Consider the following 26,687-nt stretch of genomic DNA (forward strand, 5'->3'; position numbering starts at 1 on the left):
GCGAACATGATTACACATGTTCGCTTTTTATCTGTTGATGTGCCAGTCGATTGCGATTGAACGAGTACCGAATCAACATCAACGCAACAAAACTGGCTAGCCCGCCAATCCAACTTAAATTCGTTACATTTGTATATTGAATAATCAGACCGCCCATTGATGATCCGAGCATCATGCCGATATTCATAATCGCTGTATTAAAGCTCAGCACGGTTTCAGATGTTTCGGGTTTTAGGGAGATGAGATAAAATTGCTTCGCTGGTGTTGTTGTCCATGTGGCGGTGCCCCAAATGGCGAGCGTGATGAAGACGCCAACTACCGAAAATTGTGTAAAGGATAATGCAAAGAGCATGAGCATCTGAACCGTGATGCTGATTGAAATGGTTCGGTTTGGTCCCCATTGATCGACAGCGTATCCACCAAAGCGCGAGCCAATAAAAGCGGAGATGCCTAAGACAAGCAAGGCAATGCTTGTCAGTTCAAGCGTAAATCCGGATGTTTGCCGCAATAATGGCGAAATGTAAGCAAATACCATCGTGTAACCTAAGATCCAAAAGGCTGTCGTGGCTAATCCGCTTAACACCCTGCGGTCTTGAAGAATTTGCATTTGCTGCTTAAATGGCACATAGGAATGTCCCTCCATAGGCGGTAATAATCGATACAGAAGAAACAAGAGACATGTGGTCCCTATTGCAATGATGAGAAAAATGGCATGCCAATCTACATATCCTGCTAAAAATGTTCCAATCGGTACACCGAGTACTAGTGAAACAGTAAATCCAGTGATTACTGTTGCCATCGCACTCCCCTTTTTTTCTGGCGGGGCGAGCTGCGCTGCGTAATTTGTTGCGAGCACAATATATAAGCCGCCACTCATGGCCATGATGACTCGCGAGAGCATGAGCAGCATAAAGTGATGGCTAAAAAAGGCAAGCACATTACCTGCTATAAACATGGAAATCGCCGATAAAAGAACCTTTTTTCGATTCAATTTCGATGTGGCCATGACTAAAAAGAGGGCACCCACCGCATAAAAAAGAGAATAGATGGTGATGAGCTGTCCTGCAACCGGGATGGAGATGTGCAGATCGTCAGAAATGATGTCCAGTATGCCTGATACGACGAATTCTGAAGTACCTGTGACGAAAGAACCGACGGCTAAAAGAAATATGAGCAATGGATAAGATGTACTTTTCATTTTGAACCCTTCCTTTATGTTGAAACGTTGTATTCATTTTAAATTCCGTGCTAACATAAGTAAAATTGATGTTTTTCATGAAAGGGATGAGTGAATACTCATGAGCTTTGTTCGATTCGAGACGATGGCTAAGGTGGTCGAGCTAGGCAGTTTTACAGCTGCAGCTGAAGCATTAAATATGACACAGTCTGCCGTGAGTCATGCGGTGGCAAGTTTAGAGACGGAGTGGGGTGTGTCTTTATTCGTGCGTGACCGAAAAAAGGGCATTACGCTGACAGACACCGGTGAAACCCTTCTTCCGCATATAAGAGAAGTGCTAAATCGAGTAGAGAAAATTCAGCAGGAAATTGCGCTCACCAAAAATATTGAATCTGGCTTGATTCGGATTGGAACATTTGCCAGTGCATCCGCTTGTTTATTGCCAAAACTGCTTGTGAGCTATCAGAAAAAGCATCCAAATATTGAATTTAAGTTCTATGAGGGGACATATGAAGAGATCTTGGAGTGGCTCGATTCTGGCATTATTGATGTTGGTTTTGTTGTAAAAGGTAAAGCGGATGAATCGTTTGATCTATTGCCACTTATGAAAGATAAAATGGTGGTCGCCTATCACGAAAATCATCGTTTTGAGCAGCAGCCAATTGTAGACATGGAAGAATTAGCAGATGAACCATTTATTATGCCAACTGGCATGTATCAATCCCATGTAGAGGATATTTTTTCAGAGGCGCAAATCAAGCCGTCTATTTTATTTGAAGTGCATGATTGTACGACCATTGCCCGCATGGTTGGGGAAGGACTTGGTGTGACGATAGGTCCTGAGTTATTCCTGAAAACGCAGCAACTTGTGCAGATCAGTCACCTGAATGTATCGCATCATCGTGAGGTGGCGCTTGCCTGTCCATCGCTCACGCAAGCTTCTCCTGCTGTGAAGGCATTTTTCGATGTAGCAGAAACGGTTTTTGCCAGAATTCAGTGATGGGTGTATAAAGAACTAGATGTGATTTTCCAAATTCGTGTAATAAGACGAATGAAGCGGACATTTCTTTGAAAAATGTTCGCTTTTTGTATTGTGTTTTAAAAATGAAGTTGGTACAATAGACACAGAAATCAAATAGATAGAAGTCGTATAATGGCGGGGATATGGCCCGCAAGTTTCTACCAAGCTACCGTAAATGGCTTGACTACGTCAATTCACACTCGTTTGATATAAATCATGCATTGTTCTTGTTTGATGTCACGGTCTGAATTCACATTGTAGTCAAGCGTCCCAAAAACTGTTGGGGCGTTTTTTATTTGACTTGTGAATGGGACAGACTAAAGCAAAAGGACATGAAGGGAGTCAGTTGGCTTTGAAACAGTTTTTTCAGTTTGATGAGTTAGGTACGAATTATCGCAGAGAGATCATCGGCGGTTTAACGACATTTTTGTCGATGGCTTACATCTTGTTTGTTAATCCGATCACACTTGCTTTAGTAGCAGTACCGGATTTTCCAGATAAATTACGAATTGATCAGGGGGCTGTCTTTACAGCTACGGCGTTAGCTTCTGCGGCAGGTTGTTTCCTGATGGGATTGATCGCCAGGTACCCGATTGCGATTGCACCAGGTATGGGACTGAATGCGTTCTTCGCTTTCTCAGTTGTTCTTGGTATGGGAATCTCATGGCAGGCAGCACTTTCCGGTGTGTTTGTTTCAGGATTGATTTTCGTTGCCCTTTCTTTAACAGGTTTCCGTGAAAAAATCATCAATGCTATTCCGAGTGAGCTGAAGCTGGCTGTTGGTGCAGGGATTGGTTTGTTCATTACATTTGTGGGTCTTCAAGGCTCTGGCATTATTGCAAATAACGATAATACGCTCGTTTCGATTGGAAACATTCATAGTGGTCCTGTCCTGTTGACGGTATTTGGAATCGTTGTGACTGTCATTTTAATGGTTCTTCGAGTGAATGCAGGTGTCTTCATTGGGATGCTTGTGACAGCCATTGCTGGAATGATCTTTGGTCTTGTGCCAGTTCCATCTCAAATTATCGGAAGCATTCCAAGTTTGTCTCCAACCTTTGGTCAAGCTTTGATTCACTTGCCAGACATCTTCTCCATTCAAATGCTTGTGGTCATTTTAACGTTCCTATTCGTTGGGTTCTTTGATACAGCTGGTACACTTGTGGCTGTGGCGACACAAGCTGGTTTAATGAAAAATAATGAGCTGCCTCGCGCAGGAAGAGCGCTTCTGGCGGATTCTTCTTCTATCGTCGTCGGTTCTGTTCTTGGTACATCAACGACGACGTCTTATGTTGAATCTAGTTCAGGTGTTGCTGCGGGTGCTCGCTCTGGTTTTGCAGCCGTCGTGACAGGTATTTTCTTCTTACTTGCGATGTTCTTCTCGCCGCTATTATCTGTCGTGACATCAAATGTAACGGCACCTGCTTTAATCATTGTCGGTGCACTGATGGTAGCACCTCTTGCAAAGATCGCATGGGATCGTTTTGAAATTGCGGTACCGGCCTTCTTAACCATGATTATGATGCCACTCACATATAGTATTGCAACAGGGATTGCGATTGGTTTCATTTTCTACCCGATCACCATGATCTTTAAAGGAAAAGCAAAAGAAGTGCATCCAATTATGTACGGCCTGTTTGTCATCTTTATTCTATATTTTGCTTTCTTAAATCATTAATCGTTTGTCTGAAACAGCAGCTCATGGAGGCTGCTGTTTTTTGTAGGGAAATTTTAAAAACATAGTTGACTTATAGGAATTATGTGTTTATGATAAAAAGACATAATTCGCTGATTGGATCACCAAAGGCGCTTTGATTTCCTTTTTTCTATAGAAGGGTTCAGAGTGCCTTTTTTCTTGCATTCATCATAACGGGAGGGGATGACTTGTCACGCTGGCTTAGGCAGGTGATTGAGCGGAAAAAGCAGGTATTGATTGAGCAGCTCCTTTTATGGGGGCATGAAGAAAAACATGAAGCGCTCATGCACTATACGATTCATGAGCTGGAAAATGAGGTTCTCTATTTAAAAGAGCGCAAGCAAAATTAGTGGGATGGGGGATGAGCGATGGATGAACAAAAGCTGAATTTTATTTTATCTGCCTTAAAAGGGATTGAATACGGGTCGGTGGTGATCACCATTCATAATGGACAAATTACACAAGTCGATACGACAGAAAAGACTCGTTTCCCGGCACACCAGGAGAATCTTCGGATTCAGAAAGCAAAGCAGGGGCGCTATCGTTCATGAAAAGTGATGAAAGATGATGAAAAGCTGATCCAGTCATCAGCTTTTTTGTTTTGTCTTATTTTCTCTCCATTTAAAACCTCTTCATTCTTTTATCCGTCTATTCGTATGAACGTCAAGGAATCTTGACTGAATAGAGAGACTCCGCTACTTTAATAGGAGTCATTCGGACAGGTCACTTGAGCCTGTGCGGATTGTCTGAGATAGGAGTTGATATGGGATGTTAGAGAAAGATCAAGAGCAGGTCACATCTGAAACGAAAAACGAAAACGAAGAGCCATCAATAGATCAAGAAACAAGGCAGTCCCGCCTCAGCCGCAGTGCTGCAAAACGAGGAAGAACGGCTAAGCCAGCTGATGAAGAGGGTTCAGCCATTCAGCGCATCGCAAGAGGTGTTGGAGGTGCGTTTAAGCGCTACGGCTCGTATGGGCTCGCAATGTTAAAATCACCGAGTCGTGCGATCCATCAAGCGGACACTTTACGCATGAAGTACGCCTGGATTTCAATTGTGTTATTCAGTGTGTTTTTTGCTTTAGGCAACTACGTTCAATTAAAGGCGTCAAAGACCCGTTTATTAGGTTTTGGTATTCATTATTCTTTTGGTGACGCCTTTTTAAAGGTAGCGGTCTTTACACTCATTTTGTTGACACTGATGATGCTGACGGTTTGGGTGCTCGGTAAGTACATGCTGAAAGGAAACATATCGCTGAAAGAAGTGATCATGAAGTTCGGTGCCGTGCTTGTGCCGGTTTTGGTTTTATCTATCCTTTGGCTTGTATTTGCCATGCTGAATATTCCATATGTAACGGTGATTTTATCCGTCATGATGTTTTTTGGTCTTCAGCTGATTGCCATTGTGCTCTTCCGCTCCATTCAATCAGAGCAAGATGTTGTACGGGGAGACTTGATGTATGCCGGCTGGGTCTTTTTGTTGATTGAGCTCGTTATCATTGCCCTTTTATGGGGCATTGTCGGAGAGTATTTGATCCCATCACTTGTTCCAGTTCGGTTTGGATAAAACACGTTTCAGCGTGTACTCGGTCTTTTTAAAATTCAAAGGCTTTCTATCACGCTGAAAAAAGACAAAGGGTTAAAATAAAGTTCATTTTAGCCCTTTATCAACCATTTAAAGCCTCCTTTTGAAAAAGGAGGCTTTAAATGTTGAGAAGAGGAAAAAACGGGTAAACTCTTGGTAACAAAGACCACCCCTTGTTGTCGAAAGATATATGTGTTTTTCTCGCGCAAATTTGATTGTATCAAGGTTTGTTCTCTAGTAGAATATGGGGTGCTTTATTTGATTTTTAGTGCAGGGGGTTCGAATCGTGCTTCAACAACTTTTATCCAATGCGTTCACCATGGTTTTGATTATTTTAGTGATTAACATTGTTTATGTCTCTTTTTCCACTATGCGTTTAATTTTAACAATGAAAGGCAGAAGGTATGCAGCCGCTTTTGCTGGTACTGTCGAGATGCTGATTTATGTCATTGGTTTGAGTATCGTATTAGATAACTTAGATCAAGTACAAAATGTCATTGCGTATGCGCTAGGTTATGGAATTGGAATCATTGTAGGGATGAAAATTGAAGAGAAGCTGGCACTTGGCTACATTACTGTGAACGTGATTACAAAAGAAATCGATCTAGATCTCCCAAAACAATTGAGAGAAAAAGGATATGGCGTCACCAACTGGGTAGTAGGAGGTCTTGAAGGAGACCGGTCAGCGATGCAAATTTTAACACCGAGAAAATATGAACTGCAATTATATGAAACGATTAAAACGCTTGATTCAAAGGCGTTTATCATTTCGTATGAGCCCAAAACGATTCATGGCGGCTTCTGGGTGAAGGCTGTGAAGAAAAGGAGAATTAAAGAATGACCGCAAAACCAAAGAAAAAGAAATTCTATGTGGAAGACAACATGACGATTGATCAAGTGTTGTCCCAGATGGCGGAGGAAGGCTACTCACCTGTCCGACGAATGGAGGAACCGATCTTTCAGGAAAAGAAGGAAAATGGGTCGATTCAGATCATTCCGATTGGGAAAAAAATCGTATTTGAGGGAAAAATACTCTAAATCCGAACATTAAAACGACGACTTCATAGATTGTTCGATAAATCCGTTGACATCATGAACATCCGTTGTTAAGATAAACATGAAATCAAAACACGAGCCTCATATAATCTTGGGAATATGGCCCATAAGTTTCTACCCAGTTACCGTAAATGACTGGACTATGCAGGATAGTGAACAAAACTGACATGGCGTTTTAAAAGCGAACAGCGCTTACCATGGCCCGGTTTGTGTTGCTTCCTAACAATGCAATACAAACCGGGTCTTTTTGTTCGGCGTTTGACAAGCTACTTAGGTTTGGGAAGCGTGTCAAACGATACAAAATCGAATAATAGCTTAAAGGTGGGGACAAAATGAAGCCGCTTGTAGGTGTCATCATGGGAAGTACATCTGATTGGGAAACAATGAAACATGCGTGCGATATCTTAGAGGAATTGAACATTCCGTATGAAAAACAGGTTGTATCCGCACATCGGACACCTGATTTGATGTTTGAATATGCGACTGAAGCAAGAGGTAAAGGACTCAAGGTCATTATTGCCGGTGCTGGAGGCGCAGCACATTTACCGGGGATGGTCGCAGCAAAAACGACACTGCCGGTCATTGGTGTGCCCGTACAATCAAAAGCATTAAACGGGCTAGATTCCTTATTATCCATTGTTCAAATGCCAGGCGGTGTACCTGTTGCCACAGTGGCAATCGGCAAAGCCGGTGCAACAAATGCAGGCCTTTTAGCTGCACAAATGATTTCAGCATTCGATGAAGCCGTTGGAACACGCCTTGAAGAAAGAAGAGAGCAAACAAAACAAACTGTATTAGAAAGCAGTGATCAGCTTGGCTAAGCAGACCATTTTTCCAAACGCAACCATTGGTATCATCGGCGGCGGACAGCTTGGCAGATACATGGCCGTCAGTGCAAAGCAAATGGGTTACCGTGCAGCAGTTCTTGACCCCGTCACACATTCACCTTGTGGACAGGTTGCTGATACAGAAATCACAGCCGCATACAGTGACCTTAAAGCGATCAGGCAGCTGGCGGACATCAGTGATGTGGTCACATATGAATTTGAAAACATTGATTATGATGCACTCAATCAACTGAAGGAAGAGGCGTATTTACCGCAAGGAAGCGAACTCCTTCTTTTAACCCAAAACCGTGAAACGGAGAAAAAAGGGATTGTAGATGCAGGCTGTGAAGTCGCCCCTTATCGCATCGTTCATGATGAGAAGGAGCTGAAAGATGCAGTAAATGCGCTTGGTTTGCCAGCTGTGCTGAAAACATGCAGAGGTGGTTACGACGGTAAAGGACAGTACGTCATTAAAGAGAAGGATCAGCTTCATGAAGCTGTTGCACTTCTCACTCATGGGACATGTATTTTAGAAAGCTGGGTTCCTTTCCAAATGGAACTGTCCGTGATTGTGACGCGGTCTGTTCATGGAGAAATTGCGACATTCCCAGTCGCTGAGAACATTCATAAGCACAATATTTTATTCCAAAGCATCGTGCCTGCACGGGTAGATGGCAGCATTCAGGAGAAAGCAAAAGAACTGGCAACAACGCTTGCTGAAAAGCTAGGGCTAGTCGGTACGCTTGCTGTTGAACTGTTCTTGACAAATGAAGGGAAGCTGCTCGTCAATGAACTGGCACCGCGCCCACATAACTCTGGACATTACACATTGGATTTATGTGAGACGAGTCAGTTTGAACAGCACATTCGCGCCATATGCGGTTTGCCGCTTGGCGGAACAGCTCTTTTATCAGAGGGCATGATGGTGAATTTGCTGGGCGATGAAGTGGACATCCCAAAAGAACATCCTGAGCTTTTAAAGGAAGCGAAGCTTTATCTATATGGCAAACATGAAGTAAAAGCCGGCCGCAAAATGGGGCATATGACATTTATGAAACAGCTTGATGATGACTGGATGGCAAACATCACAAAGATATGGACTGAAAGAGATGGAGGAAACGGGAAATGATCGAACGTTACGCACGACCAGAAATGTCAGCAATCTGGACAGAGGAAAACAAATTTAATGCATGGCTTGAAGTAGAAATTCTCGCTTGTGAAGCTTGGGCAGAACTTGGCATCATTCCGAAAGAAGACGTTGTGACTATGCGTAAGAATGCAAGCTTTGATATTGATCGTATTCTAGAGATTGAACAAGACACGCGCCACGACGTGGTTGCCTTTACGCGTGCTGTATCTGAATCTCTAGGAGAAGAAAGAAAGTGGGTTCATTACGGGTTAACCTCGACAGACGTAGTGGATACGGCGCTTTCATATCTATTAAAACAGGCGAACGATATTTTGCTCAAGGACATTGAGAGATTTGTTGACATACTAAAAGAAAAAGCAAAAGAGCACAAATATACCGTCATGATGGGCCGTACACACGGTGTACACGCTGAACCGACAACATTTGGCCTAAAGCTTGGTCTTTGGTACGAGGAAATGAAGCGTAACTTAGAACGTTTTAAACAAGCAAAAGCCGGCATCGAATACGGCAAAATCTCTGGTGCTGTTGGCACATATGCGAACATCGACCCGTTTGTTGAGCAATATGTATGTGAGAAACTTGGCATCAAAGCTGCACCAATTTCAACCCAAACCTTGCAGCGTGACCGTCATGCAGATTACATGGCAACCCTTGCTTTAGTTGCAACAAGCATTGAGAAATTTGCTGTTGAAATTCGTGGTCTTCAAAAGAGTGAAACACGTGAAGTAGAAGAGTTCTTTGCAAAAGGACAAAAAGGATCATCAGCGATGCCTCATAAACGAAACCCGATCGGTTCTGAAAATATGACGGGAATTGCCCGCGTCATCCGTGGTTATATGCTGACTGCTTATGAAAATGTACCGCTTTGGCATGAACGTGATATTTCTCATTCATCTGCTGAACGCATCATTTTACCAGATGCAACGATTGCCCTGAACTACATGCTCAACCGTTTCTCAAACATCGTGAAAAACTTAACGGTTTTCCCTGAAAACATGAAGCGCAACATGGACCGCACACTCGGCTTAATTTACTCACAGCGTGTTCTGCTTGCACTCATTGATACAGGTATGGCACGAGAAGAAGCATATGACACGGTTCAGCCAAAGGCGATGGAAGCTTGGGAGAAACAAGTACCATTCCGTACATTAGTAGAAGCAGAAGAGAAAATCACTTCACGCTTAACACCTGAACAAATCGCTGACTGCTTCGATTACAACTATCACTTGAAAAATGTCGATATGATTTTCGAACGTCTAGGTCTTGCGTAAGAAATGGGCCGCCTGCTAGTCAGGCGCCTAATCCTGAAAATTGCCAACATTCAAATTAGGAGGCCAATCTGAATGACTGTGAAACAAGAACTTCTCTACGAAGGCAAAGCGAAAAGAATCTATCAGACCGATGACGAGCATATTTTATATGTTGAATATAAAGACTCAGCTACAGCATTTAACGGTGAGAAGAAAGCGGAAATTGAAGGCAAAGGCAGACTGAATAACGAAATTTCTAGCTTGATTTTTCAAATGCTACATGAGAAAGGGATCAACAATCACTTTGTGAAACGCCTATCTGAAACAGAACAGCTCATTCAAAAGGTAGACATCGTACCGCTTGAAGTCGTTGTGCGAAACGTGGTGGCAGGCAGTATGTCAAAACGTCTTGGGATTCCAGAGGGAACGAAACTGGACACACCTTTGATCGAGTTTTACTACAAAGATGATGCACTCGGCGATCCGCTCATTACAGAAGATCATATTCGCATTTTACATGCAGCGACACCTGAGCAGGTGGAGGAAATGAAACAAATCACAAGACAAGTGAATGAAGAATTGAAGCAAATCTTCTCAGATTGCCATGTGAATTTAATTGATTTCAAGCTTGAATTCGGAATAGATCACGAGAATCGTATTTTGCTAGCTGATGAGATTTCACCTGATACGTGCAGGCTTTGGGACAAAGACACAAACGAAAAGCTTGATAAAGACGTGTTCAGACGAAACCTGGGCGGCTTAACAAATGCATACGAAGAAATTTTCAAAAGACTTGGAGGCCATAAACATGTATAAAGTGAAAATTTTTGTCAGCTTAAAAGAGAGCGTTCTTGATCCACAAGGAAGTGCCGTGCAGCACGCTTTGCACAGTATGTCTTATCAGGAAGTAAAGGATGTCCGTATCGGGAAATATATGGAGCTAGTCATTGAGAAATCAGATCGTGACTTAGACACAGTGGTCAAAGAAATGTGTGAAAAATTGCTTGCCAACACGGTGATTGAAGATTACCGCTATGAGGTGGAGGAGGTTGTCGCACAGTGAAGTTTGCAGTGATCGTCTTGCCTGGCTCTAACTGTGATATCGATATGTATCATGCGATTCAAGATGAGTTAGGTGAACAAGTTGAATATGTATGGCACGACGAAACGAGTCTTGATGGTTTTGACGGTGTACTCGTACCAGGCGGTTTCTCTTATGGGGATTACTTAAGATGCGGTGCGATTGCTCGTTTTTCTAACATCATGCCGGCTGTGAAAAAAGCAGCTGCGGAAGGAAAACCTGTTCTTGGTGTTTGTAACGGGTTCCAAATTCTTCAGGAGCTTGGCATTTTGCCAGGTGCAATGAGACGGAATAAAGATCTAAAATTTATCTGTCGTCCAGTTGAACTCATTGTAGAGAACAACGAAACGCAATTTACAAGCGGTTATCAAAAAGGTGAATCGATTACGATTCCTGTAGCACACGGTGAAGGCAACTTCTACTGTGACGAAGACACGTTAGCGAAGCTGATTGAACAAGGCCAAATCGCTTTCACTTACGGTGACGATATTAACGGCAGTGTCAATCGAATTGCAGGTGTAACGAATGAACAGGGCAATGTACTCGGCATGATGCCGCACCCTGAGCGCGCGGTTGACTCATTACTAGGCAGCGCAGACGGACTTAAATTGTTTCAATCTATCGTGAAAAATTGGAGGGACACTCATGTCACTACTGCTTGAACCAAGTCACAAGCAAATTAAAGAAGAGAAATTGTATCAGCAAATGGGATTGAGTGATGAAGAATTCGCTTTAATCGAATCCATTATTGGCAGGCTGCCAAACTACACAGAAACGGGTATCTTTTCTGTCATGTGGTCAGAGCATTGCAGTTATAAAAACTCAAAGCCTGTTTTAAGCAAATTCCCGACAAAAGGAGAGCATGTTCTGCAAGGTCCTGGGGAAGGCGCTGGAATCGTTGATATTGGAGACAACCAAGCGGTTGTATTTAAAATCGAATCACATAACCATCCATCTGCAATTGAACCGTATCAAGGAGCGGCAACAGGTGTCGGCGGAATCATCCGTGATGTATTCTCCATGGGTGCTCGTCCAATTGCGGTATTAAACTCTCTTCGTTTTGGTGAACTGACTTCACCGCGCGTGAAGTACTTGTTTGAAGAAGTAGTGGCAGGGATTGCAGGCTATGGAAACTGTATCGGTATTCCAACAGTCGGCGGAGAAGTTCATTTTGATCAAAGCTATGAAGGCAATCCGCTCGTTAACGCGATGTGTGTAGGGTTAATCAACCATGAAGACATCAAGAAAGGGCAGGCAAAAGGTGTTGGCAATACGGTCATGTACGTTGGTGCTAAAACGGGACGTGACGGGATTCACGGTGCAACATTTGCGTCTGAAGAATTTTCTGATGAATCAGAAGAAAAACGTTCAGCGGTTCAAGTCGGCGATCCGTTCATGGAAAAGCTTTTGCTTGAAGCATGTCTTGAAGTCATCAAAAATGATGCGCTTGTGGGCATTCAAGATATGGGAGCGGCTGGCTTAACTAGCTCAAGTGCAGAGATGGCAAGTAAAGCCGGTTCAGGTATCGAAATGAACCTAGACCTGATCCCTCAGCGTGAAACAGGCATGTCAGCGTATGAAATGATGCTGTCTGAATCCCAAGAGAGAATGCTGTTGGTCATTGAAAAAGGCCGTGAGCAAGAAATCATTGATATTTTTGAAAAATATGATCTTGAAGCAGTCTCAGTCGGTCATGTGACAGACGATAAAATGCTTCGTTTACTCCATCAAGGAGAAGTAGTGTGTGAGCTTCCAGTTGATGCACTTGCAGAAGAAGCACCGGTTTATCACAAGCCGTCAAGTGAGCCTGCATACTATCGCGAGTTTTTAGAAACAAAAGTGGAAGCTCCAGCGATCACAGATGCAGCAGATACATTGAAACAGCTGTTAAAACAGCCAACAATTGCAAGTAAAGAATGGGTTTATGATCAATATGACTACATGGTTCGGACAAATACAGTCGTTGCACCAGGCTCTGATGCGGGCGTGCTCAGAATCCGTGGGACGAAAAAAGCTCTTGCGATGACAACAGATTGTAACGCACGTTATCTCTACCTTGATCCAGAGGTTGGCGGGAAGATCGCCGTCGCAGAAGCCGCACGTAACATTGTCTGCTCAGGCGCTCGTCCGCTTGCAGTAACAGATAACTTGAACTTCGGTAACCCGGAGAAACCAGAAATCTTCTGGCAGATTGAAAAGTCTGCTGATGGCATTAGCGAAGCTTGCCGTACATTAAGCACACCGGTCATCGGCGGTAACGTCTCTTTATATAACGAATCAAATGGAACAGCCATTTACCCAACGCCAGTCATTGGCATGGTTGGTTTGATTGAAGATACAGCTCATATTACGACTCAATCGTTCCAGCAGGCAGGCGATGTGATTTTCGTCATTGGTGAAACGAAGGAAGAATTCGCAGGCAGTGAGCTTCAAAAAATGACAGAAGGCCGTATCTACGGAAAAGCACCAGAAATTGATTTGGATGTAGAGCTGGCGCGTCAAGAAGCCCTATTAGCAGCAATTCAAAACGGACTTGTTCAGTCAGCACATGATGTGTCTGAAGGCGGTCTTGGTGTAGCTCTAGCTGAAAGTACATTTGGAACAGATGGTCTTGGCGCTGATATCCAGATCGATCTAAACAGCGCAGCATCACTATTTAGTGAATCACAGTCACGTTTTGTCGTCACAGTGAAACCAGAAAACCGCGAAGCATTTGCTGCGGCTGTGCAAGATGCAAAAGAAGTCGGAACGGTCACAAATGATGGTGTATTCACTGTCAAAAATCAAGAAGGACAACAATGGATTCATGCGGCAGTCAACGAGCTTGAACGCGCATGGAAAGGAGCGATCCCATGCTTGCTGAAATCAGAGGCTTAAACGAAGAATGTGGCGTCTTTGGGGTTTGGGGACACGAAGAAGCCCCGCAAATCACCTATTACGGATTGCATAGCCTTCAGCACCGAGGACAAGAAGGTGCGGGAATTATTGCAACAGACGGTGAAAACCTGACGTCACACAAAGGCCTTGGACTGATTACGGAAGTGTTCCAAAATGGTGAGCTTAAGGATTTAAAGGGAAAAGGTGCGATCGGACACGTTCGGTATGCGACAGCAGGCGGAGGCGGCTTTGAGAATGTGCAGCCCCTCTTCTTCCGCTCACAAAACAATGGCAGCCTTGCCCTTGCTCATAATGGAAACTTGGTCAATGCAACGCAATTAAAACAGCAGCTAGAGAACCAAGGAAGTATTTTTCAAACGTCTTCTGATACCGAAGTGCTCGCTCACTTAATTAAGCGTAGCGGATATATGGATTTGAAGGATCAAATCAAAAATGCTCTGTCCATGCTAAAAGGAGCTTATGCTTTCTTAATCATGACGGAAACAGAAATGATCGTAGCGCTTGATCCGAACGGATTACGCCCACTTTCACTTGGTATGCTTGGGGATGCTTATGTTGTCGCTTCTGAAACATGTGCCTTTGATGTCGTTGGTGCTACCTATTTACGAGATGTAGAGCCTGGCGAAATGCTGATCATTAATGATGAAGGCTTAAAATCTGAGCGCTTCTCGATGAACATTAACCGCAGCATGTGCAGCATGGAATACATTTATTTCTCAAGACCGGACAGCAATATCAATGGTATCAACGTGCATAGTGCGAGAAAGAATCTTGGCAAGAAGCTTGCAGAAGAAGCACATGTCGAAGCAGATGTCGTGACAGGTGTGCCAGACTCCAGTATTTCTGCAGCGATTGGCTATGCCGAAGCAACAGGTATTCCATATGAGCTAGGTTTAATTAAAAACCGATATGTCGGCCGGACATTTATTCAGCCGTCTCAAGCATTGCGTGAGCAGGGCGTGCGAATGAAGCTGTCTGCTGTGCGTGGGGTGGTCGAAGGCAAACGTGTCGTCATGGTGGATGATTCCATCGTACGCGGAACCACAAGCCGCCGAATTGTGACGATGCTAAGAGAAGCGGGAGCGACGGAAGTGCATGTACGCATTAGTTCACCGCCAATCGCTCATCCATGTTTTTATGGAATTGATACGTCTACACACGAAGAGCTGATTGCATCATCTCATTCAGTGGAAGAAATTAGACAGGAAATCGGTGCAGACACCATTGCATTTTTATCTGTAGACGGTTTAATGGACGGGATTGGCAGAAAGTATGATGATCCGCAGCGCGGTCAGTGTTTAGCATGCTTTACTGGAAAATACCCGACCGAAATTTATGAAGATACTGTCCTTCCTCATGTGAAGGAAACAGTCCTGACGAAATAATCGAATAATGGAGCAGCAGTCAACGTGATTTGATATGCTGCTCTTTCATTCTGCCGAAAATACATGGAAGACAAGCAGATAAAAGGAGTGAATGGGATGTCAGAAGCATATAAAAACGCCGGTGTCGACATCGAAGCAGGATACGAAGCCGTTAAACGAATGAAAACACACGTAGAACGTACAAAAAGAGCAGGTGTCATGGGTGCTCTAGGCGGATTTGGTGGGATGTTTGATTTATCTGAACTGCCATACAAAAAGCCCGTTCTTGTCTCAGGAACAGATGGTGTTGGTACGAAATTAAAGCTAGCATTTTTAATGGATCAACACGATACGATCGGTGTAGATGCTGTCGCTATGTGTGTGAACGATGTACTTGCACAAGGGGCAGAGCCGCTCTTTTTCTTAGATTACTTAGCAGTTGGAAAAGCAGATCCTTTGAAAATTGAATCCATTGTCAAAGGTGTAGCTGACGGATGCGAGCAGTCTGGTTCAGCGCTTGTCGGCGGAGAGACAGCAGAAATGCCGGGTCTTTACACAGAAGAAGAATATGATATTGCTGGATTTTCTGTAGGTGTCGTTGAAAAGGATGAAATCGTCACAGGTGAGAACATCAAGGAAGGACATTTGCTGATTGGACTCAGCTCTAGCGGCATTCATAGCAATGGCTATTCTCTTGTAAGAAAAGTATTGCTTGAAGATGCGGGTCTAGATCTTCACCAAACGTATGAACCTTTTACAAGACCACTTGGAGAAGAGCTGCTTGAACCGACGAAGATTTATGTCAAGCCTGTTCTTAAACAAGTGAAAGCTGGCAAAGTTGACGGTATGGCACATGTGACAGGCGGCGGCTTTATTGAGAATTTACCACGTATGTTGCCTGAAGGACTTGGTGTTGAGATTGATAACGGCTCATGGCCAGTTCCGCCTATTTTCTCCTTTATTCAAGAAAAAGGGCAATTGAAAGCAGAAGAGATGTTCAATGTATTTAATATGGGTATCGGCTTTGTCCTAGCCGTCAAAGAGGATGATCTCGTCGATGTGATTAGCGGACTTGAACAAGACGGAGAAAAAGCCTTCCTTATCGGACGAGTTCAAAAAGGAGAAGGCGTCACTTTCGGTGGTGGAAGCCTCTCATGAAAAAGTTTGCGATCTTCGCCTCTGGCAGCGGGACAAATTTTCAAGCCATTATTGATACGTTAAAAGAAGAACAGTGGCCGGCAAAAGCCGCCATTGTGATCTGTGATAAACCGGGTGCGAAGGTGCTGGAGCGGGCAGAGAAAGAGGGTATTCCGTCCTTTTCTTTTACGCCGAAGGCTTTCCCGAGTAAAGCCGCTTTTGAGCAAACCATCATTGAACAGCTGAAGCTGCATGAAGTGGAATGGATTTTCCTCGCTGGGTATATGCGACTGATCGGTCCGACATTGCTTGATGCATTTAGAGGGAAAATCGTGAATATCCACCCTTCTTTACTGCCAGCATTTCCTGGACTCGATGCGATTGGACAAGCCTATCAAGCAGGAGTCAAAGTGGCAGGCATCACGGTACATTATGTCGACGAAGGCATGGATACCGGCCCGATTATTGACCAAGCAGCCATTCATATTGAACAAGGGGAAGACCTTGAATCCATTGAAAAAAGAATGCATGAATTAGAACATACACTATATCCAAAAGTGATCAAATCACTTTTAGAATTATCTTAATGAGGTGACAAAGGCATGACGATCAAACGCGCATTAATCAGTGTTTCCGATAAAACAAATCTTGTACCTTTTGTGAAAGAACTAACAGAACTTGGCGTTGAAGTGATTTCAACTGGTGGTACACACAAACTTCTTCAAGAGAACGGCATTGATGTCATTGGTATTTCTGAAGTGACTGGCTTCCCAGAAATCATGGACGGACGACTCAAAACGCTTCATCCGAACATTCATGGTGGACTGTTAGCAGTGAGAGAAAACGATGAGCATATGGCACAGATTGAAAAACACGGCATTCAGCCGATTGATCTTGTCGTTGTGAATCTATATCCATTCAAAGAGACCATTTCAAAAGACGATGTCACGTATGAAGAAGCGATTGAAAACATTGATATTGGCGGACCGGGTATGCTTCGTGCTGCTTCTAAAAACCATCAGGACGTCACGGTGATTGTAGACCCGCGTGATTATGATTCTGTCGTTCAACAAATCAAAGAAGGCGGCGTCTCACTAGAGAAAAAACGTGAGCTTGCAGCAAAAGTATTCCGTCATACAGCTGCTTACGATGCCCTGATTGCGGATTATTTAACGAACTTTGTTGGCGAAACAGAGCCAGAACAGTTCACAGTTACATTTGAGAAAAAACAATCTCTTCGTTATGGAGAAAACCCGCACCAAGCGGCGACGTTCTATGAAAATGCACTTCCAAGCAAAGGCTCTTTAGCTACTGCAACGCAATTACATGGAAAAGAACTTTCCTACAACAACATTAAAGATGCAGATGCAGCGCTTCAAATTGTACGTGAATTTACGGAGCCAGCGGCTGTGGCTGTAAAGCATATGAACCCATGTGGTGTTGGGACAGGTGAAACGATTGCAGAAGCATTTGACCGTGCATTTAAAGCAGATGAAACATCTATTTTCGGCGGCATTGTGGCGCTTAATCGTGAAGTAGACAAGCAAACGGCTGAGGTGCTCCATACGATTTTCTTAGAAATCGTCATCGCACCATCGTTCAGCCAAGAAGCACTTGACGTGTTAACAGCGAAAAAGAATCTTCGTCTACTAACATTAGATGTAGAAGCAGATCTTGGGAAAAAAGAAAAGCAGCTCACAAGTGTTCATGGTGGATTGCTCGTTCAGGATATCGACACATACGGCTTAGAGGAAGCAACGATCTCTATTCCAACGAAGAGAGAGCCAACTGAAGACGAATGGAAAGACTTAAAGCTCGCTTGGAAAGTCGTCAAGCATGTGAAATCAAATGCTATCGTTCTAGCGAAGGATCAAATGACAGCAGGCATCGGCGCTGGTCAAATGAACCGTGTTGGCTCGGCTAACATTGCGATTGAGCAAGCAGGTGAAAAGGCAAAAGGCAGTGCACTAGGTTCTGATGCATTTTTCCCAATGGGCGATACAGTAGAAGCTGCTGCAAAGGCAGGCGTTACAGCGATCATCCAGCCAGGTGGTTCCATTCGTGATGAAGAATCGATCCAAAAAGCAGATGAATACGGCATCGCCATGGTCTTCACTGGCGTTAGACATTTCAAACATTAAGGGGATGACAGTGTGAACGTATTAATTATCGGCAGAGGCGGAAGAGAGCATACCATCGCATGGAAAGTGAATCAAAGTGAACTTGTCAGCCAAGTATTTGTCGCACCCGGCAATGATGGAATGACAGACGCTGCGAAGCTTGTACCGATCGACGAGGGCGATCATGAGGCGTTAATTCGTTTTGCAAAAGACAATAACATCGGTTTAACAATTGTCGGTCCAGAGGTTCCTTTAATTGCAGGTGTCGTCGATGCATTTGAACAAGCAGGTCTCAAGGTATTTGGACCGAATGCAAAAGCCGCAGTCATTGAAGGCTCAAAAGAATTTGCAAAAGACTTAATGAAAAATTATGATATCCCGACAGCCGCTTATGCCACTTTTACATCGTTTGAAGAAGCGAAGGCATATGTGGAAGAAAAGGGTGCTCCAATTGTCATTAAAGCAGATGGACTTGCCGCAGGAAAAGGTGTGACTGTGGCAATGACACTTGAAGAGGCGATCAACTGCCTGCATGACTTTTTAGAGGATGAAAAGTTTGGCGATGCGAGTGCATCGGTTGTCATTGAAGAATTTTTAACAGGTGAAGAGTTTTCTCTGATGGCCTTTGTCAATGGAGAAAAGGTGTATCCGATGGTGATCGCACAGGATCATAAACGGGCATTTGAAGATGACAAAGGACCAAACACCGGCGGGATGGGTGCTTATTCACCGGTTCCACAAATTTCTGATGAAGTCGTACAAAAAGCGGTGGAAGACGTCGTCAAACCAGCAGCTCGCGCGATGGTGCAGGAAGAGCGTTCGTTTACAGGCATTTTATATGCAGGCTTAATGCTGACACCAGAAGGCTCAAAAGTCATTGAGTTCAATGCACGCTTTGGCGACCCTGAAACGCAAGTAGTGCTCCCTCGTCTTGAATCAGATCTAGTCCAAGTATTCCTCGACATTCTAGATGGAAAAGATGTGGACTTGCAGTGGAAAGACACAGCCGCTGTCAGTGTCGTTCTTGCATCAGAAGGATACCCGGAAGACTACGCAAAAGGCACGCCAATCGGTGCTTTGCAAACAACGGTCTCTAATGTCGTGACCTTCCACGCAGGAACAAAAAAAGAAAACGATCAATTTGTCACAAATGGCGGCCGAGTAGCAAATGTGACCGCATTTGACGACACATTTGAAGCGGCAAGATCAAGAGTGTATGAAGCGGTTGAAGAAATCATTCAGCCAGGTTTATTCTATCGCCGTGACATTGGCGCCCGTGCGCTGAAGGCTGCGGGGAAAAACGTTTAATCAAAACACCTTTCTATCTGACGAGATGGAAAGGTGTTTTTTCTTCTTCTGTTCATAGAGGGATGCGGGCAGGTTATGAAGAAGTAGTATGGGATTACGAATGAATTTGGGGAGGCAACATGGAAATCAAAGCATTTATCATCTTTGCAAACGTCATGCTTGTTTTATATCTCATAACTATAAATAACATCATGGTGACTGCCATTAAGCAGAATAAATTGAAAAAAGGCTTTGCCATTAGTTATATGATCCTATCCGTTTTTTCTGGCATTGCTATTTCTTCATTTTTAATTTGGAAGTTTTTCATTAGCTAAGAGGGGAATGAGTGTATGGTGCAATTGAAGAAACTTGCAAACGAGCGTTTTTCTGCTTTGATCTGTATGGATTCATTTAACGAGAGAATTCGTTTGGATGATTATAGCGGCAGGGTGCGTGATGTGATTCAGTCCGTGCTTCAGGAAGCGGCGGACTGCAAGGCGTCTAAGGTCATTGTAAAAGTAAGGCGTGAGCATATGCCTCTTTTTTTAGAAAAAGGCTTTCGGCTTGAAGGGGTGTTTTCTCATTATTTTCTCGGAAGTGATGCATGCGGCATGTCGCTCTTTCTGACCGAAGATCGAATGAACAGCCCATTTTGGCTGAAGGAAGATGAAATCGTTGCGTCTATTCAAGAAAAGCCAATTAAAAAAGACCAAGGCGTGTGGCAGGATGAGTATGTGATGAGGAAAGCCGGTCCAGAGGATGTGCACAAGCTGGCAGCGCTCTATGATACGGTCTTTGAAACGTACCCCACGCCAATGAACGAGCCAGATTACATCCGAAAGGTAATGGAGGAAGGGACGGTTTTTTATGCCGTTGAACATGACGGTCAACTTGTAAGTGCCGCTTCTGCTGAAATCAATGTACCGTATGGTCATGCAGAACTAACAGATTGTGCAACCCTTCCCACATACAGAAAACTAGGATTCATGCATCATTTGATTCTAGCCCTCGAACAAGAGCTTCAATCCATGCACATTTATGTCTTTTATTCTCTTGCCCGTGCACTGTCCTATGGAATGAATCAAGTATTTTATCAGCTCGGGTATACATACACCGGACGCTTTCAAAACAACTGCTATATTTTTGACAAAATTGAAGATATGAATCTATGGGTCAAAACGCCAAATGAATCATGAAATGGTTCTCATCTGATCAAGCAGACCAGATAGGCGGTACGCCATAATACTTAGCTGCAGCTTCATCCGATCATCAGTGGATTTGAGGCTGCAGCCTGTTCTCGTTTCAATTTGTTTCAACCGGTAGCTTAACGTATGCCGGTGAATAAACAATTCCCCCGCTGACTTTTGAATATTTTCATTGTGTGCCAAATACACTTCGAGTGTATGAATGAGGTCAGCTCCTTGTTTTTTTGTATAAAGCAGCGGGCTTAACAGCTCCACGTAAAAGTCATGCAAATTCATTCCGGCTTCGTTCATTTCAAGCAACATCCCATATAGACCGAGCTTCTGATAATGAATGATGCTGTCATCTGTTTTCAAAAGAGGAAGAAGCCTTGCTGCATACTGGGCTTCTTTTGCACTTTTGGAAAAGAGACTGATCTGGTCGTAGGCTCTTCCAATGCCAATCACAATGGGATGGACGGGGAAAAAATAAGACCAAGTACTGCGGCATTCTTCTGATGCGCGATACCAATTTGTTTCTTGATACGTGCTTTTCCCTGCAGGCGTCAAGACGAAAATGGAATCAAGCCTTGCCTTTAATAAAAAAGGAATTTGTCTGCGTTCAAAAATGGATGTGAGCAATTGGGATAGGCGCTGCACCATTTGATGATCGAGCTGTGTGTGCTGATGCTGAAATTGAAAGTAGATGACGACTTGTTCTTCGCTCATATCATATTGTAGCTTTCTTGCTTGTTCGATGACATAGCTTTCTTCTGTGTATTGCTGCTGCAACATATCATCCAATAAATGCCCCTGCATTTGGTTTTCTGTATCTTGAATGGCTTTTTGTTTCAACCATTCAATCGCATACACCGCACCAGCATGCTCAATGGCGATGGCATCGAGATGGTGCCACGTCTCTTTTTTCTTTAACGCCACAATGAACCCGAAAATATCCCCCATTGCAATCACAGGGCATGCGGCTAGAACAAACGCACCATATGTGTCATAGACGAGCCGGCCTTTTTCCTCTGCCTGCTTGAGCAGAGAAGAGGTTTCAATCGGTTCGTCATCTGTTAGAAAGCCAAAAGCATGAGAATAGGTCACTTCGTCTGTTTCGAGATGAGTGGCTGTTTGGTGCAAAAACACATCCAGTACGACGATATTTGCCGCTGTGAGATGTGCCAGTTCATCCGTAATTTGCGTGACATTTTTATTGCTCACATTTAAATGGGTCAGTCTTTGATGAATCGCGGAAGAATATTTGAGCTGATGGAGCTGACTGCTGACGATTTGTTCTAAAACGGCTTTTGTGATGTCTGAAAAATTGACATGGGGCGGAATCTCGATGAGCGGAATACCGCTATTTTCGGCGGCTTCAATGAGTGATGCGGGAATTTCCGTTAAGTACACGCCTTTATAGATGGCAATGGCTGAAAGACGATGAGATTGAATCAATTTTTCAAGCCGGATGCGTCTTTCTTTATTTTCTGTCAGTCCAAACCCAGTTGTAACAAGTAATTCTCCTTCTGAAAGTCTAGACGTGTCCTCAATAATTTCCACAATGGTCACCCACTGGATAAGACGATCCAGTCCATTTTCTCCAGCAAGCAGTTTGGTTTCTTTCATCATATCGAGCGAGAGTGCATCTTTGACGAGAATCGCCATAGACTCATGACCTCCTTTTGAACACTCTTATACACCATGTATAAAAAACACGTGTGAAATTCGGGCATATGGCGAATGGAGGATGACTGCCCTCTTGATTAAGCTAATCTTATACCAAGTATACAAAATTTTCTTGCGATTCATGTAAAAAGAAAAGTGCAGCTGCTGACAAGAGAGGGAGGAATGACAAAGTGGAGACCCGGGATTACTTAATCAAACCGATGTTAAATCAGCAATATCCTGTGGCTGTGAGAGGAGAGGGGATTTATTTATATGATCGGGACGGAAAAAAATATATAGATGGCTCATCAGGGGCAGTCACGGCAAGTATTGGACATGGCATACAAGAGATTATTGATGCAATGACGGAGCAAGCGAAAAAGGTGAGCTTTACGTACAGGTCACAATTTACGAATGAACCAGCGGAAGAACTAGCGTATGAATTGAGTACACTTTGCCCAGGTGATCTGAACTGGTCTTTTTTTGTAGGGAGCGGTTCAGAGGCAACGGAAACTGCTATGAAAATGGCGATTCAGCATTGGCAGGAGCAGGGGAAGACGGAAAAAAATCATATCATCTCAAGATGGATGAGTTACCACGGCATTACATTAGGGGCGTTGTCGATGTCAGGTCATATTGCAAGGAGAGAGCGTTTTGAACCACTGCTTGAAAAGCACCCAGTGCTGTCTCCGCCCTATAGCTACAGGTCATGGCTGCCAAAGGAAGACAGCAAGCAGGTCGAGTGGTATGTTCAGGAATTTAAGACCGTCATCCAGCGTATAGGAAAAGAGAGGATCGCCGCATTGATTGCTGAACCGATTGTTGGCGCAGCGGGAGCGGCGCTCCTGCCGCCAGACGGATATTACGAAGCGATGAAGCGTGTCTGTGAAGAAAACGACATTTTAATGATCGCAGATGAAGTCATGACGGGCTTTGGACGAACTGGGAAAATGTTTGCGATGGAACACTGGGGCACGGTACCAGATATCATGGTTCTTGGAAAGGGCATGAGCGCAGGTTATTCTCCAATCGCAGCAGTTGTCTCAACGGATCGTGTGATGGCACCGATTATCAGTGGGTCCGGCTCTGTCATGGCAGGGCACACATATAGTGCCAATCCGCTTTCAGCAGCTGTTTCATTAGCGGTCATTCGATATATGAAAAAGCATCAGCTTCCCGATCGGGCTGACCTTTCTGGGCGATATCTAATGAATGCTTTAAAAGATCTGCAAGTCAATCATTCCATCATAGGAGATGTGAGAGGGAAGGGATTGCTGATTGGCATTGAGTTTGTCGCAGATCGTTTATCCAAAACGCCATTTCCTGCACATGCTCAGATAACCAATCTCGTCGTTGAAACGGCAAAACAAAAGGGACTGCTGGTGTATCCAGCAAGCGCTGGAGAGGATGGAGTCGGAGGCGCAGCGGTTATGATCGCACCGCCGCTTTCCATCACACAGCAGGAAATGGATGAACTCATTGATTTATTCGGGCAGACCATCACACAAGTCGAACAAGAAGTGATCAATCGAGGGTTTTTCCCATCTGCTATGTAAGGAGGAACGAACATGAACAAAACTGTGGGTTTGGATGAAGTGATGACGCGATTAAAAGATGGCATGACCATCATGTTTGGCGGATTTGGCGGCGTGGGTTCACCACCATCGTTGATTGATGCCATTTTGGAAGCAAATATTCAAGATCTGACATTGATCGGAAATGATGCAGGTTTCCCGCAAATTGGTGTGGGCAGGCTCATCACAGAAGGAAGAGTGAAAAAAATCATCGCCTCTCATATCGGCTCAAATCCCATTGCCGGACAGAAAATGCAGGCTGGTACATTAGACGTTCATTTTTATCCGCAGGGCATTCTTGCAGAAAAAATCAGAGCAGGCGGAATGGGGCTGGCGGGCATTGTGACAGATGTTGGGATGGATAGCCTGAATCTCGATGAGAAACAATTGGTTGAGCTGAATGGGAAGAATTATATGTTAGAGCCTGCGCTCACAGCGGATATTGCCATCGTCAATGCCTACAAAGCAGATGAAGTGGGAAACCTGATTTTTGATAAAAGCGCACGGAATACAAACCCGATTGTGGCGATGGCAGGAGACTGGACCATTGCGGAGGCAGAAGAAATTGTGGCAGCGGGGCAGCTCGATCCAGAAGAAATCGTGACGCCAGGCGTATTTGTGAATCAAATCGTGCAATCAAAAGGAGTGAACTGGACATGGGCATGGGAGACATCGATTTAAGACACCGCATTGCCAAAAGAGCAGCACAAGAAATTGAAGATGGCATGATTGTGAATCTTGGGATCGGCATTCCGACCCTAGCAGCAGATTACATTCCATCACATTACGAGGTGTGGCTGCATGCAGAAAACGGCATTATGGGTGCAGGAGCCTCGCCTTTGCAAGGGGAAGAAGATCCGAATTTATGCAATGCGGGCGGTTTTCCCATTACGTTAACAAAGGGCGGCTCGTACATGGACAGTACGACTGCTTTTGGCATCATCCGAAAAGGAATGCTGGATATGACGATTTTGGGTGCACTTGAAGTAAGCAGCCAAGGGGATCTTGCCAATTGGATTGTACCGGGGAAAAGAGTACCGGGTATGGGCGGAGCGATTGAGCTGGCGCAAAAAGCGAAAAAAGTGGTAGTGGTGATGAGCCATCTGGATAAACACGGTCGATCTAAAGTGAAAACGGCTTGTACATTGCCATTAACCGCTAAAGCGTGTGTCGATTTGATTATTACGGATATGGCGGTCATTGAGGTCAAGTCTCAGCTGCTCATTTTACGTGAAGTCATGCCGCCATTTCAGCCGGAAGATGTCATCAGGGCGACTGAAGCGCCATTAATTTTAGCGCCTGATGTCAAATCTGTTGTGTAGAAAGGATGAACGACTTGCAGCCAATGACACGTATCAGAAACTGGATGAAAGAGCATCAGGATGAAGCCATTACGCTTCTTCAGCAAATGGTGCAATGTGACAGCACCCAAGGAAATGAAGAAGAGGTTCAGCAGATCGTGGCCAATAAACTGTCCGCCATTGGCTTTGATGTAGACGTTTGGGAAATTGGCGGCGATGAATTACTAGAGCATCCTTATTTTTATTCCCCGCGCCGATCTTTTCAAGGGAGTCCCAACGTTGCTGGGCGATTGAAAGGAAAAGGTGGCGGCAAATCAATTTTATTAAACGGGCACGTAGATGTGGTTCCGGCAGGAGATAAGAATCAATGGACATATCCACCTTACAGCGGGCATATCATAAACGGGAGACTTTATGGACGCGGGGCAACAGATATGAAAGGTGGAAACGTTTCTTTACTCTTTGCGCTTGAGGCACTGCATACGCTTCAGATTCCCCTGAAAGGAGATGTGGTGTTTCATAGTGTCGTCGAAGAGGAAAGCGGCGGAGCAGGCACACTTGCAGCAATATTGAAAGGGTACACAGCGGATGCTGCCATCATTCCAGAGCCAAGTCATATGAACATTTTTCCGATTCAGCAAGGATCAAAGTGGTTCAGGCTGCATATTAAAGGAAGGGCAGCTCATGGCGGAACAAGGTATCACGGTGTTTCGGCTATTGAAAAGAGCACGGTGGTCCTTTCTCATATAGCGGCACTAGAAAAAGAAAGAAATCAGCGAGTGACGGAGCCTCTGTTTCAGCACATCCCGATTCCAATTCCAATCAACATTGGGAAAATTCAAGGCGGTGATTGGCCGTCCTCTGTCGCAGATCTTGTCACAATGGAAGGCAGGCTTGGTGTGATGCCAGGTGAGACAGTTGAGCAGGCAGAGAAGGAATTAGAAAATTGGATGACTGGACTCGCTGAAAAAGATGATTGGTTTCAAGAACATCCAGTGGAGGTGGAGTGGTTTGGTGCTAGGTGGCTTCCAGGGTCAATCGACTCTGATCACCCGCTTTTAGGTCTATTGAAGGAACAATATGAAGAGGTCATGCAGCACCCGCCAAAGGTAGAAGCCGCCCCTTGGGGGACAGACGGCGGATTACTGTCACAAGCAGCGGATATCCCAATCATTGTGTTTGGACCTGGAACGACAGAGCTTGCCCATTTCCCGAATGAATCCATTGAGATCAAACATGTCATTGAAGCAGCAGAAATCATTGCTGGTACGTTGGTCAAATGGTGCGAAGCAGCGGAGTGATTCACACACAAAAA

Annotated in this window: 27 protein-coding genes and 2 riboswitches; of the genes, 25 read left to right on the forward strand and 2 right to left on the reverse strand. The window is 44.3% G+C overall.

Translation table 11 applies throughout. The annotated features are described in order from the left end of the window. Window positions 1-10: 10 nt before the first annotated feature. Window positions 11-1,198 (reverse strand): MFS transporter, encoded by a 1,188-nt coding sequence (locus ID12_RS07995; protein ID WP_050827018.1) that lies wholly within the window; start codon window positions 1,196-1,198, stop codon window positions 11-13. 100 nt (window positions 1,199-1,298) lie between these two features. On the opposite strand from ID12_RS07995, the gene ID12_RS08000 reads away from it, so the two are divergent. The 21 genes from ID12_RS08000 to ablB all read left to right on the forward strand — a co-directional run bounded on the left by ID12_RS08000 (window position 1,299) and on the right by ablB (window position 20,844). Next, on the forward strand, window positions 1,299-2,177 hold the full coding sequence (locus ID12_RS08000; protein ID WP_017359827.1) for a LysR family transcriptional regulator: 879 nt from the start codon (window positions 1,299-1,301) through the stop codon (window positions 2,175-2,177). A gap of 126 nt (window positions 2,178-2,303) precedes the next feature. Next, window positions 2,304-2,405, forward strand: a riboswitch (purine riboswitch). A 145-nt stretch (window positions 2,406-2,550) separates the two neighbouring features. Then, window positions 2,551-3,876, forward strand: coding sequence for an NCS2 family permease (locus tag ID12_RS08005; protein ID WP_024719393.1), 1,326 nt, complete (start codon window positions 2,551-2,553; stop codon window positions 3,874-3,876). Between the two features lie 206 nt (window positions 3,877-4,082). Then, complete coding sequence (locus ID12_RS19340) at window positions 4,083-4,244, forward strand: hypothetical protein (protein ID WP_008344307.1); 162 nt, start codon at window positions 4,083-4,085, stop codon at window positions 4,242-4,244. A gap of 18 nt (window positions 4,245-4,262) precedes the next feature. Next, window positions 4,263-4,445, forward strand: coding sequence for a YezD family protein (locus ID12_RS08010; RefSeq protein ID WP_008344304.1), 183 nt, complete (start codon window positions 4,263-4,265; stop codon window positions 4,443-4,445). Window positions 4,446-4,662: 217 nt separating this feature from the next. Then, window positions 4,663-5,460, forward strand: coding sequence for a hypothetical protein (locus ID12_RS08015; RefSeq protein ID WP_050827019.1), 798 nt, complete (start codon window positions 4,663-4,665; stop codon window positions 5,458-5,460). A 304-nt stretch (window positions 5,461-5,764) separates the two neighbouring features. Beyond that, on the forward strand, window positions 5,765-6,319 hold the full coding sequence (locus ID12_RS08020; RefSeq protein WP_008344300.1) for a DUF2179 domain-containing protein: 555 nt from the start codon (window positions 5,765-5,767) through the stop codon (window positions 6,317-6,319). Further along, window positions 6,316-6,516, forward strand: a complete 201-nt coding sequence (locus ID12_RS08025) for an NETI motif-containing protein (protein WP_008344299.1) — start codon at window positions 6,316-6,318, stop codon at window positions 6,514-6,516. The genes ID12_RS08020 and ID12_RS08025 overlap by 4 nt, the downstream gene beginning before the upstream one ends. Window positions 6,517-6,595: 79 nt before the next feature. After that, window positions 6,596-6,697, forward strand: a riboswitch (purine riboswitch). A gap of 169 nt (window positions 6,698-6,866) precedes the next feature. Continuing rightward, window positions 6,867-7,355 carry a 5-(carboxyamino)imidazole ribonucleotide mutase gene (purE, locus tag ID12_RS08030; protein ID WP_050827020.1) on the forward strand — a complete coding sequence of 163 codons (489 nt, stop codon included), beginning with the start codon at window positions 6,867-6,869 and terminating at the stop codon, window positions 7,353-7,355. Beyond that, window positions 7,348-8,490, forward strand: a complete 1,143-nt coding sequence (purK, locus tag ID12_RS08035; RefSeq protein WP_050827021.1) for a 5-(carboxyamino)imidazole ribonucleotide synthase — start codon at window positions 7,348-7,350, stop codon at window positions 8,488-8,490. Before purE ends, purK begins: the two co-directional genes overlap by 8 nt. Next, entirely contained in the window at window positions 8,487-9,782 is a 1,296-nt protein-coding gene (gene purB / locus ID12_RS08040) for an adenylosuccinate lyase (protein ID WP_017359822.1), read from the forward strand. Before purK ends, purB begins: the two co-directional genes overlap by 4 nt. 72 nt (window positions 9,783-9,854) lie before the next feature. Next, window positions 9,855-10,577: a phosphoribosylaminoimidazolesuccinocarboxamide synthase gene (purC, locus tag ID12_RS08045; protein WP_007496901.1), complete on the forward strand. Its 723-nt coding sequence runs from the start codon at window positions 9,855-9,857 to the stop codon at window positions 10,575-10,577. Further along, window positions 10,570-10,824, forward strand: coding sequence for a phosphoribosylformylglycinamidine synthase subunit PurS (gene purS / locus ID12_RS08050; RefSeq protein ID WP_003214349.1), 255 nt, complete (start codon window positions 10,570-10,572; stop codon window positions 10,822-10,824). Before purC ends, purS begins: the two co-directional genes overlap by 8 nt. Continuing rightward, window positions 10,821-11,504 carry a phosphoribosylformylglycinamidine synthase subunit PurQ gene (gene purQ / locus ID12_RS08055; protein ID WP_017359821.1) on the forward strand — a complete coding sequence of 228 codons (684 nt, stop codon included), beginning with the start codon at window positions 10,821-10,823 and terminating at the stop codon, window positions 11,502-11,504. The genes purS and purQ overlap by 4 nt, the downstream gene beginning before the upstream one ends. Then, a complete protein-coding gene (gene purL / locus ID12_RS08060) occupies window positions 11,488-13,719 on the forward strand; it encodes a phosphoribosylformylglycinamidine synthase subunit PurL (protein WP_008344291.1) in 2,232 nt (743 codons plus the stop codon). The genes purQ and purL overlap by 17 nt, the downstream gene beginning before the upstream one ends. Continuing rightward, on the forward strand, window positions 13,695-15,125 hold the full coding sequence (gene purF, locus ID12_RS08065) for an amidophosphoribosyltransferase (protein ID WP_017359819.1): 1,431 nt from the start codon (window positions 13,695-13,697) through the stop codon (window positions 15,123-15,125). Before purL ends, purF begins: the two co-directional genes overlap by 25 nt. 96 nt (window positions 15,126-15,221) lie before the next feature. Further along, window positions 15,222-16,262, forward strand: a complete 1,041-nt coding sequence (gene purM, locus ID12_RS08070) for a phosphoribosylformylglycinamidine cyclo-ligase (RefSeq protein WP_017366751.1) — start codon at window positions 15,222-15,224, stop codon at window positions 16,260-16,262. Beyond that, on the forward strand, window positions 16,259-16,828 hold the full coding sequence (gene purN, locus ID12_RS08075; protein ID WP_008344288.1) for a phosphoribosylglycinamide formyltransferase: 570 nt from the start codon (window positions 16,259-16,261) through the stop codon (window positions 16,826-16,828). Before purM ends, purN begins: the two co-directional genes overlap by 4 nt. Window positions 16,829-16,843: 15 nt before the next feature. Further along, window positions 16,844-18,382 carry a bifunctional phosphoribosylaminoimidazolecarboxamide formyltransferase/IMP cyclohydrolase gene (gene purH, locus ID12_RS08080; RefSeq protein WP_008344287.1) on the forward strand — a complete coding sequence of 513 codons (1,539 nt, stop codon included), beginning with the start codon at window positions 16,844-16,846 and terminating at the stop codon, window positions 18,380-18,382. Between the two features lie 12 nt (window positions 18,383-18,394). Beyond that, window positions 18,395-19,669, forward strand: coding sequence for a phosphoribosylamine--glycine ligase (purD, locus tag ID12_RS08085; protein WP_050827022.1), 1,275 nt, complete (start codon window positions 18,395-18,397; stop codon window positions 19,667-19,669). Window positions 19,670-19,788: 119 nt separating this feature from the next. Next, entirely contained in the window at window positions 19,789-19,983 is a 195-nt protein-coding gene (locus ID12_RS08090; RefSeq protein WP_050827023.1) for a hypothetical protein, read from the forward strand. A 15-nt stretch (window positions 19,984-19,998) separates the two neighbouring features. After that, window positions 19,999-20,844, forward strand: coding sequence for a putative beta-lysine N-acetyltransferase (gene ablB, locus ID12_RS08095; protein ID WP_050827024.1), 846 nt, complete (start codon window positions 19,999-20,001; stop codon window positions 20,842-20,844). Here the strand turns inward: ablB and ID12_RS08100 are convergent. Next, on the reverse strand, window positions 20,839-22,497 hold the full coding sequence (locus ID12_RS08100) for a PucR family transcriptional regulator (protein WP_050827025.1): 1,659 nt from the start codon (window positions 22,495-22,497) through the stop codon (window positions 20,839-20,841). The genes ablB and ID12_RS08100 overlap by 6 nt on opposite strands. 191 nt (window positions 22,498-22,688) lie before the next feature. On the opposite strand from ID12_RS08100, the gene ID12_RS08105 reads away from it, so the two are divergent. The 4 genes from ID12_RS08105 to ID12_RS08120 are packed head-to-tail and all read left to right on the forward strand — an operon-like array spanning window position 22,689 to window position 26,673. Beyond that, complete coding sequence (locus tag ID12_RS08105) at window positions 22,689-24,053, forward strand: aspartate aminotransferase family protein (protein ID WP_050827026.1); 1,365 nt, start codon at window positions 22,689-22,691, stop codon at window positions 24,051-24,053. 12 nt (window positions 24,054-24,065) lie between these two features. Further along, window positions 24,066-24,752 (forward strand): CoA transferase subunit A, encoded by a 687-nt coding sequence (locus ID12_RS08110; protein WP_008344277.1) that lies wholly within the window; start codon window positions 24,066-24,068, stop codon window positions 24,750-24,752. Beyond that, the gene (locus tag ID12_RS08115; RefSeq protein ID WP_025206868.1) at window positions 24,728-25,393 is read left to right on the forward strand and encodes a 3-oxoacid CoA-transferase subunit B; all 666 of its coding nucleotides are present in this window, start codon (window positions 24,728-24,730) and stop codon (window positions 25,391-25,393) included. Before ID12_RS08110 ends, ID12_RS08115 begins: the two co-directional genes overlap by 25 nt. A 14-nt stretch (window positions 25,394-25,407) precedes the next feature. Further along, window positions 25,408-26,673 carry a peptidase gene (locus tag ID12_RS08120; RefSeq protein WP_050827027.1) on the forward strand — a complete coding sequence of 422 codons (1,266 nt, stop codon included), beginning with the start codon at window positions 25,408-25,410 and terminating at the stop codon, window positions 26,671-26,673. The last annotated feature ends 14 nt before the right edge of the window (window positions 26,674-26,687 follow it).

It is taken from the genome of Bacillus altitudinis, assembly GCF_001191605.1.
Classification (GTDB): domain Bacteria; phylum Bacillota; class Bacilli; order Bacillales; family Bacillaceae; genus Bacillus; species Bacillus altitudinis.

What these genes read in the sequence shown, in the direction of transcription:
- ID12_RS07995 (WP_050827018.1), bottom strand. Translation starts at nt 1,198, where the DNA reads ATGAAAAGTACATCTTATCCATTGCTCATATTTCTTTTAGCCGTCGGT.
- ID12_RS08000 (WP_017359827.1), top strand. Translation starts at nt 1,299, where the DNA reads ATGAGCTTTGTTCGATTCGAGACGATGGCTAAGGTGGTCGAGCTAGGC.
- ID12_RS08010 (WP_008344304.1), top strand. Translation starts at nt 4,263, where the DNA reads ATGGATGAACAAAAGCTGAATTTTATTTTATCTGCCTTAAAAGGGATT.
- ID12_RS08015 (WP_050827019.1), top strand. Translation starts at nt 4,663, where the DNA reads ATGTTAGAGAAAGATCAAGAGCAGGTCACATCTGAAACGAAAAACGAA.
- ID12_RS08025 (WP_008344299.1), top strand. Translation starts at nt 6,316, where the DNA reads ATGACCGCAAAACCAAAGAAAAAGAAATTCTATGTGGAAGACAACATG.
- purE (WP_050827020.1), top strand. Translation starts at nt 6,867, where the DNA reads ATGAAGCCGCTTGTAGGTGTCATCATGGGAAGTACATCTGATTGGGAA.
- purB (WP_017359822.1), top strand. Translation starts at nt 8,487, where the DNA reads ATGATCGAACGTTACGCACGACCAGAAATGTCAGCAATCTGGACAGAG.
- purC (WP_007496901.1), top strand. Translation starts at nt 9,855, where the DNA reads ATGACTGTGAAACAAGAACTTCTCTACGAAGGCAAAGCGAAAAGAATC.
- purS (WP_003214349.1), top strand. Translation starts at nt 10,570, where the DNA reads ATGTATAAAGTGAAAATTTTTGTCAGCTTAAAAGAGAGCGTTCTTGAT.
- purL (WP_008344291.1), top strand. Translation starts at nt 11,488, where the DNA reads ATGTCACTACTGCTTGAACCAAGTCACAAGCAAATTAAAGAAGAGAAA.
- purF (WP_017359819.1), top strand. Translation starts at nt 13,695, where the DNA reads ATGCTTGCTGAAATCAGAGGCTTAAACGAAGAATGTGGCGTCTTTGGG.
- purM (WP_017366751.1), top strand. Translation starts at nt 15,222, where the DNA reads ATGTCAGAAGCATATAAAAACGCCGGTGTCGACATCGAAGCAGGATAC.
- purN (WP_008344288.1), top strand. Translation starts at nt 16,259, where the DNA reads ATGAAAAAGTTTGCGATCTTCGCCTCTGGCAGCGGGACAAATTTTCAA.
- purH (WP_008344287.1), top strand. Translation starts at nt 16,844, where the DNA reads ATGACGATCAAACGCGCATTAATCAGTGTTTCCGATAAAACAAATCTT.
- ID12_RS08090 (WP_050827023.1), top strand. Translation starts at nt 19,789, where the DNA reads ATGGAAATCAAAGCATTTATCATCTTTGCAAACGTCATGCTTGTTTTA.
- ablB (WP_050827024.1), top strand. Translation starts at nt 19,999, where the DNA reads ATGGTGCAATTGAAGAAACTTGCAAACGAGCGTTTTTCTGCTTTGATC.
- ID12_RS08100 (WP_050827025.1), bottom strand. Translation starts at nt 22,497, where the DNA reads ATGGCGATTCTCGTCAAAGATGCACTCTCGCTCGATATGATGAAAGAA.
- ID12_RS08110 (WP_008344277.1), top strand. Translation starts at nt 24,066, where the DNA reads ATGAACAAAACTGTGGGTTTGGATGAAGTGATGACGCGATTAAAAGAT.
- ID12_RS08115 (WP_025206868.1), top strand. Translation starts at nt 24,728, where the DNA reads ATGGGCATGGGAGACATCGATTTAAGACACCGCATTGCCAAAAGAGCA.